This window comes from Roseateles sp. P5_E11, from assembly GCF_054049355.1.
Map to the genome: position 1 here is coordinate 1 of NZ_JBFUMO010000692.1, position 2711 is coordinate 2711.

At 67.0% G+C, this 2711-nt stretch carries 3 protein-coding genes; 2 read left to right on the plus strand and 1 reads right to left on the minus strand.

Annotated features, from left to right (window positions below):
• Window positions 1-1057: sensor histidine kinase (locus ACXJKR_RS29240; protein WP_457325837.1), on the plus strand; the 1057-nt coding region annotated here is incomplete at its 5' end.
• A 54-nt stretch (window positions 1058-1111) separates the two neighbouring features.
• Here the strand turns inward: ACXJKR_RS29240 and ppa are convergent.
• Entirely contained in the window at window positions 1112-1651 is a 540-nt protein-coding gene (gene ppa, locus ACXJKR_RS29245; RefSeq protein ID WP_056198301.1) for an inorganic diphosphatase, read from the minus strand.
• Between the two features lie 161 nt (window positions 1652-1812).
• On the opposite strand from ppa, the gene ACXJKR_RS29250 reads away from it, so the two are divergent.
• A partial coding sequence (locus ACXJKR_RS29250; protein WP_457325838.1) for a sodium/proton-translocating pyrophosphatase occupies window positions 1813-2711 on the plus strand: 899 nt, incomplete at its 3' end.

Here is a 2711-nt window from a genome sequence, read left to right on the forward strand (position 1 = left end):
GGCCTTCATTGGCCACGACCTGCGCGCACCGCTGGCCGCGACGGTGAGCTATCTGCGCCTGCTCGGCGGCGGCGGCCGGCGCGACCAGCAACTGCGCGCCAGCGTGGAGCACAGCGTGGGCTACCAGTTGGCGCTGATCGATGAGCTCGTCGAGTTCTCGCGCGGCGAGCTGCATGAGCTGGACCTGGTGCCCGCTCCGCTCTACATCCACGGCCTGCTGCACGAGCTGGCAAAGCAAGGCGAGCTGCTGGCGCGCCAGCACCGCAACGCCTTTCGGGCAGGCATAGACCCGGAATTGCCGGCCGTGGTGCTGGCCGACGCCAAGCGCCTGCGCCAGGTGCTGCTCAACCTCTTGTCCAACGCCGCCAAGTTCACTACCGGCGGTCAGATCGAACTGAGCGTCATGCCAAGCAGTACGGCGCCGGGCGTCTGGTGCTTCGAAGTGGCTGACACCGGCAGCGGCATTGCGCCCGCGGACCAGGCCCGGCTGTTCGAACCCTTCTGGCAAGCTCCGCCGCAAGAGAATCAGCGCGCCGAGGCTGGCTCGGGCCTGGGCCTGGCGGTGGCCAAACACATCGTCGAGGCCATGGGCAGCCAGATCGAACTGCACAGCGCCGTGGGCCAGGGCAGCCGCTTCTCGTTCTTGCTGCCGCTGAGCGCAGGTCGCGCCGAGGAGGTCCTGATGCCCGCCGACGGCGTCACACCTGTCGAGACCGCCGAGACCGACCTGCTTGCACTGCTGATCGACGCGCCGCAGGGCCATGCCGACCGCGTCGCCGAACTGCTATTCGCCGCCAACGTCGAGGTGCTGCGGCCCGCGCCCGGCGCGCTGCTTGCGCCGGCGGATCTGCTGCTGTGCGACCCCTGCCTGCTGGATGCAGACGGCCTTGCACAGGTGCAGCACTGGCGTGCCAGCGGTGCGTCACGCCGGTGCATCGCCCTCGTCGATCGCCCGCTCGCATCCGAACTGGCGGGCCTGTTCGACGCCACGCTCTACAAGCCGGTCAACGCCGCCGCCTTGCTGGCCGAGCACTTCAGCCCCGCGGCGACGCCATGAAAAAGAGCGCCTCAGACCCGCTCAGGCGCTCTTCGACGGCCAGACGGCCCGCTCTTACTTCGGCAGGTCCTTGGCGTAATTCGCCAGGCCTTCAGCAATCTCGGACTTGGCCTTCTCCGGGCCTTCCCAGCCCTTGACCTTGACCCACTTGCCCTTCTCCAGGTCCTTGTAGTGCTCGAAGAAGTGCTGGATCGCGGACAGGCGGGCCGGGTTCACGTCTTCGATCTTCTGCCAGTGGTCGTACATGGGCAGGATCTTGCTGGTGGGCACGGCCAGCAGCTTGGCGTCGCCGCCGGCCTCGTCGTCCATCATCAGCACGCCCAGGGGGCGGCAGGTCACGACGACGCCGGGCGTCAGCGCGAAGGGGGTGATGACGAGCACGTCGACCGGGTCACCGTCGTCCGCCAGCGTCCTGGGGATGTACCCGTAGTTGCACGGGTAGTACATAGGCGTCGTCAGGAAGCGGTCGACGAACAGCGCACCGCTCTCCTTGTCCACCTCGTACTTGATCGGGTCGGCATTCATCGGGATTTCGATGATGACGTTGAACTCGTCAGGCACCTTGGCGCCGGGGGTCACGTTGTGCAGGCTCATGGTCGTCTTTTAGGGCTAAGGAAAACCCGCATTCTAGGTTTCCCCAACATCGCTGGTAAACGTGCAACCCGGCCGTCAAACCCGGCCCTTAAGCTCGGCCGCCGAGCCCCGGCATACCCTGCCGCGGGCCACAGATGACACGCTAAACAGGAGACTCATACATGTCGACAGAAGTGGCGCTGTATTTCGCGCTGGCTTGCGGCCTCGCGGCCGTTCTTTATGGCTTCATCCAACGAAGCTGGATCCTGAGTCAGGATGCGGGCAATGCCCGCATGCAGGAGATCGCCGCGGCGATCCAGCAAGGTGCCGCCGCCTACCTCGGCCGGCAGTACCGCACCATCGGCATCGTCGGCGTCGTGCTGGCCATCGCCATCGCGGTGTCGGGCCTGGGAACGACGACGGCCATCGGCTTCGTTATCGGCGCGGTGCTGTCGGGCATCTGCGGCTTCATCGGCATGAACATCTCGGTGCGCGCCAATGTGCGCACCGCGCAGGCCGCCTCCAAGGGCATTGGCCCGGCGCTGGATGTCGCCTTCAAGGGCGGCGCCATCACCGGCATGCTGGTCGTGGGCCTGGGCCTGCTGGGCGTGGGCGGCTTCTACATGGCCATCGGCGGCGGGCATGACAGCACGGCGCTCAAGCCCATGCTGGGCCTGGCCTTCGGCTCCTCGCTGATCTCCATATTCGCGCGCCTGGGCGGCGGCATCTTCACCAAGGGTGCGGACGTCGGTGCCGACCTGGTGGGCAAGGTCGAAGCCGGCATCCCCGAGGACGACCCGCGCAACCCGGCAGTCATTGCCGACAACGTCGGTGACAACGTCGGCGACTGCGCCGGCATGGCGGCCGACCTGTTCGAGACCTACGCGGTCACGCTGATCGCCGCGATGGCGCTCAGCGCGTTGATGATCACCGGCAGCAGCGCGCTGGCCGGCGTCGTCTACCCGCTGGCGCTCGGCGGGGTGTCCATCATTGCCTCCATCATCGGCTGCTACTTCGTCAAGGCCAGCCCCGGCATGAAGAACGTGATGCCGGCGCTGTACAAGGGCCTGATCGTGGCCGG